4 protein-coding genes and 1 pseudogene are annotated in these 4,712 nt (G+C 64.3%); 4 read left to right on the top strand and 1 reads right to left on the bottom strand.

The window, feature by feature from the left end; translation table 11 throughout:
- From AC5DC2_RS19630 to AC5DC2_RS19645, 4 genes and pseudogenes are all read left to right on the top strand, one after another.
- Positions 1-339 (top strand): annotated as a pseudogene (locus AC5DC2_RS19630) (feruloyl-CoA synthase); the annotation flags it as partial.
- Positions 340-350: 11 nt separating this feature from the next.
- Positions 351-1,226 (top strand): amidohydrolase family protein, encoded by an 876-nt coding sequence (locus tag AC5DC2_RS19635; protein ID WP_491699686.1) that lies wholly within the window; start codon positions 351-353, stop codon positions 1,224-1,226.
- Position 1,227: 1 nt separating this feature from the next.
- A complete protein-coding gene (locus tag AC5DC2_RS19640) occupies positions 1,228-2,784 on the top strand; it encodes an acyl-CoA dehydrogenase family protein (protein WP_491699687.1) in 1,557 nt (518 codons plus the stop codon).
- Positions 2,785-2,860: 76 nt separating this feature from the next.
- On the top strand, positions 2,861-3,616 hold the full coding sequence (locus tag AC5DC2_RS19645; protein WP_491699688.1) for an IclR family transcriptional regulator domain-containing protein: 756 nt from the start codon (positions 2,861-2,863) through the stop codon (positions 3,614-3,616).
- A 3-nt stretch (positions 3,617-3,619) separates the two neighbouring features.
- On the opposite strand, the gene AC5DC2_RS19650 is transcribed toward AC5DC2_RS19645, so the two are convergent.
- Positions 3,620-4,480, bottom strand: coding sequence for a helix-turn-helix domain-containing protein (locus AC5DC2_RS19650; protein ID WP_491699689.1), 861 nt, complete (start codon positions 4,478-4,480; stop codon positions 3,620-3,622).
- Between the last annotated feature and the right edge of the window lie 232 nt (positions 4,481-4,712).

Consider the following 4,712-nt stretch of genomic DNA (forward strand, 5'->3'; position numbering starts at 1 on the left):
GTGCGCGACGTCGTCGTCTGCGGCCACGACCGCGGCGAGATCGGTCTTTTCATCTTTCCCCATCCCGATGCCGTGCACGACGGCAACACATCGGAGGGCGCGGTCATCGACGCGCATCTGCAGGCCGCAATCCACTGGGAGCTTCGGCTTCTGGCGCGCAAGGCCACGGGTTCGGCTCGGCGCATCGCCCGCGCCATCATTCTCGCCGAGCCGCCGAGCCTGAAGGACGGCGAAGTCACTGACAAGGGCTCGCTCAACACGCGCAAGATCATCACCCGCCGTGCGGAACTTCTCGAACGGCTCTATGATAACCAGGACCCGGCCCTGATCCGGGTCTGAAGGACAAAGACATGGTTGATTTCTCCAAGGTTCGCGCCATCGATTTCCATACCCACGCCGAGGAAAGCTGCGGCTGCCACGCCGATGACGGCTATGACGATCTGCAGTCGGCAATGGCGAAATACTTCAATGCGCCCTGGTCCCATCCGCCGACCATTCCGGAAACGGCAGCGCATTATCGCAAGATGAACATCGCCGCGGTGATTTTTCCCGTCGATGCCGAGCGCGAGACCGGCTACCGCCGCTACAACAATTACGAGGTGGCCGAGGCCTGCGCCAAGGAAAGCGATATCCTGATCCCCTTCGCCTCGATCGACCCGGCCAAGGGCAAGCTCGGCGCGCGCGAGGCGCGTGATCTGGTGGAAAACCACGGCGTCCAGGGCTTCAAGTTCCATCCGACCATGCAGGGCTTTTATCCGAACGACCGGATGGCCTATCCGCTCTATGAGGCGATCGCCGAGACCGGCAAGCCCGCGTTGTTTCACACCGGCCAGACCGGCGTCGGCTCCGGCATGAAAGGCGGCAACGGCATGCGGCTGAAATATTCAGATCCGATGTATATCGACGATGTCGCGGTTGATTTTCCCGACATGCCGATCATTCTCGCCCATCCCTCCTTCCCCTGGCAGGAAGAATCGCTTTCGGTCGCCCAGCACAAGCCGAATGTCTATATTGATCTCTCCGGCTGGAGCCCGAAATATTTCCCGGAAATCCTGGTGCGCTACGCCAATACCTTGCTAAAAAAGAAGATGCTGTTCGGCTCGGACTGGCCGATGATCGCGCCGGAAAAATGGCTCGACGCCTTCGACAAGGCTGCATTCCGCGACGAGGTGCGGCCGCTGATCCTGAAGGAAAACGCCATGCGGCTTCTGGGCGTGGAGGCCTGAAATGATCCCGTTTTCTGCTCCCGTTGATGATATCCTTTTCTCGCTGCGCGATGTCGCCCGCGCCGACCGTCTGGCCGACTGGGACGACGCGCTCGCCGGCGAGATCATTGTCCATTTTGCCGATTTTGCCCAAGGCGTGATCGCCCCGATCAACGCAACGGGCGATGCCGAGGGCTGCCGGCTGGAAGATGGTCGGGTGAGGATGCCCGAGGGCTTCGCCGATGCCTTCCGCCAGCTTGCCGAAGGCGGCTGGCAGGGTCTCATAGCGCCCGAGGATTTCGGCGGCATGGGGCTTTCGCCGGTCATCGCATCCGCCGTTTCGGAGATCTTTTCCGGCGCGAACCATGCGCTGCAGATGGTCTCGAGCCTCGTGCCGGCGGCCGTCGAGACGCTGTTGCGTTTCGGCACCGAGAAGCAGCAACAGGACTGGATCCCGTCGCTGATTTCGGGAGAGACGCTATCGACCATGTGCCTGACGGAGCCGGGCGCCGGCTCCGATCTCGGCCGCATCCGCACCACGGGCCGCAGGGACGGCGACGCCTGGCGGCTCAACGGAGAGAAAATCTTCATCTCCGGCGGCGATCAGGACCTTTCCGACAACATCCTGCATCTCGTCCTCGCCCGCACGGGCGCGGCCGAGGACGGGGTGAAGGGCCTCTCCCTCTTCCTGTGCGACAAGAACAGCGCCGGCGACGCGATCAAGATCACCCGAATCGAGGAGAAGCTCGGCCTCCACGCCTCGCCCACCTGCCAGATGGCGTTCGACGACACGCCGGCCGAACTGATCGGCGTCGAGGGAGAAGGCCTGAAGGCGATGTTCACGGTGATGAACCATGCGCGCATCGACGTTTCGCTGCAGGGCGTTGCCCATGCCGCGCGCGCATCCGCGATTGCAACGGCCTATGCCGGCGAACGCCAACAGGGCCGCAAACCCGATGGCAGCCCGGCCATGCTCTCGGACCATGCCGATGTGCGACGGATGCTCGACGAACAAAGGGCGTTGACGCTCGGAAGCCGCGCCATGTGCCATGTGGCGCTGGTGGAAATGGCGCTTGGAGAACGCCCGGCACTGGTCGATTTTCTCACCCCCGTCTGCAAGCTGTTTTCGTCCGAGGCCGGCATCCGCGCCGCCGATCTCGGCATCCAGGTGCTCGGCGGCTATGGCTATCTCACCGAATACGGCCTGTCGCAGGTCTGGCGCGATGCGCGCATCACCGCCATCTATGAAGGCGCAAACGGCATCCACGCGCTGACGATGGCAACGCGGGGCTTGCGCTTTGCCGGCGGCGCGGGGGCCGACGCCTTTGCCGCCTTGATCTGTGAGCTCGCCGGCGACGAGACGGAGGTGATCGCACTTCTGTCCGCCTGGCAGGACTGGCGCGCGCGACTTGTCGCCGCCGATGATCCGTCGCAGGAGGCCCATGACTTTGCCGTGCTGACCGCGAACCTCTTCTACAGGGCCGTCTGGTGCCGCATCGCCGCCGCCGCTGCCGAGGATGCCGCCGTGACCGCACTGAAACGCCACGTCCTGGAAGCGCCCCTGCCCGTCCGGCTCTAGCTTTCCGACGCTTGCCGGCAACGGTTGCACAATGCACAATGCGTCGACTGTTCGCATTGTGCACACAGGACCGACCATGGACAGGCCGACCGAAACCATTGCCTCCTTCGCCAAGGGCCTGCGCGTCATAACCTGTTTCGGCGCGGAAACGCCCCGGCTTTCCATCGCCGAGGTATCGGCGGCAACCGGACTTGACCGGGCCACTGCGCGGCGTTGCCTGCTGACGCTGCATGCCGAGGGCTATGCGAGTTATGACGGCAAGTATTTCGCGCTGACGCCGCAGGCCCTGAGGCTCGGCATGAGCGCGCTTAACGCACTGCCGCTGCCGCAACGGGTCCAGCCCTGGCTCGACCAGTTGTCCGAGCGGATCGGCCAGTCCTGCTCGGTTGCCATTCTCGACGGCACCGAGATCGTCTATATCGCGCGCGCAGCCCAGCGGCGGGTGATGTCTATCGGACTGATGCCCGGTTCCAGACTGCCCGCTCACTGCACCTCCATGGGACGCGTCCTGCTGGCGGCCCTTCCCGAGGCGGAGGCGCGGGCGCGGATCGAAAGCGCGGATCTTTCGCCGCGCACGCCGGCGAGCCTCTCCTCGCCCGACGAGATCATGGAGCGGATCGCCGCGGCGCGGCACGACGGCTTCGCCCTCATTGATCAGGAAGTGGAGACCGGCCTGCGCTCGATCGCCGTTCCCATCATCGACGGGCGCGGCCAGACGCTCGCCGCGCTCAACACCGGCATGGCGGTGACCGCCGAGCCGGCTGAAACGCTGGTCGAGACCTATCTTCCGCAGCTATTGAAAATGCAGCAGAACCTCAGCCGCATTGTCTGACGCTCAATCCGCCGCAGTGGAAAACCGCTCGCGATAGTCGCTCGGCGTCACCCCCTTCAACACCCTGAACCGGCGCGAGAAATAGGAGGGATCGCGATAGCCGAGCCTGTAGCCGATCTCGGCTACGGGCTCGCGCGTGAAGGCGAGCAGGCGGCAGGCCTCGGCAAGGACGGCGTTTTCGATGTAATCTGTGGCGCTCTGCCCGACGGTTTCCCGACAGATGCGGCTCAGATGGCCGGTGGTGATGGACAGCGCGCGGGCATAATCCTTCGGCCGCCAGCGATCGCCGCGATGTTCGGCCATCAGGGCATCAAGGCGGCGGCGCTGGCGCTCGTAACCCGAGGCGGCCGGATCGCGCGCATCGGCCTGCACTGCGGCGATTGCGGCAAGAAAGGCCTGGGTGAGCCCGACCAGCACGGCGTTGCGATAGGGCCGGGCCGCGCGGAAACAGTCGGTCAGTTCACGCAGAATGCCAAGCGAAACCGCGTCGGCTGCGCCGCAGAAGGGACGGGCAAAGCGCTCGCCGAGTTCGGCGGAGGATGAGGCGATGCCCGAAAGCACGAAGGCCGGGATGGAGATCACATGCCCGTCCGAACCGCCGGCAATGCCGAGCGCGTGCACAACCTGCGGCGCGATATAGTGAAACCGCCCGTCGCCGAGCAGATGCGTCTCCTCATCGATCCGGATCGCCGCCTCGCCGCGATGCATGATGAAGACCTGCGCCATCTGCCCGTGACGATGGGCGCCGATATGCCAGTCATGCTGCGGCGCGCGGTCGCGAAAGCGCTCACAATGAACGACATCCGGAAAGGGCGCCGTCTCTCCGAAAAGGCTGAAAACCGGTATGTCGCGCGTCTTATCCATGCACGCTTTCTACCAGTTTTCAGCGCGCCCGTCGCCCCTCGCCTCGTCAACCGGCCGCAACGAAGCGCGGCAGACATCAGATGCCCGGGCAACTCAAAGCACCGGCGGCGGAAAGGATTTGTCCTGGCGCATTTCCACGGACGCCGGACGTTTCCATCCGACTGCGAACGAGCCTAGCGCATCGGCCCGAAAATCGGAATCGCTTTTCGGAAAGCACGATGCGTAGATTCAA

It is taken from the genome of Martelella sp. (assembly GCF_984369615.1).

Coding starts and splice junctions, on each gene's coding strand:
- AC5DC2_RS19650 (WP_491699689.1), bottom strand. CDS start 4,480: ATGGATAAGACGCGCGACATACCGGTTTTCAGCCTTTTCGGAGAGACG.
- AC5DC2_RS19645 (WP_491699688.1), top strand. CDS start 2,861: ATGGACAGGCCGACCGAAACCATTGCCTCCTTCGCCAAGGGCCTGCGC.
- AC5DC2_RS19635 (WP_491699686.1), top strand. CDS start 351: ATGGTTGATTTCTCCAAGGTTCGCGCCATCGATTTCCATACCCACGCC.
- AC5DC2_RS19640 (WP_491699687.1), top strand. CDS start 1,228: ATGATCCCGTTTTCTGCTCCCGTTGATGATATCCTTTTCTCGCTGCGC.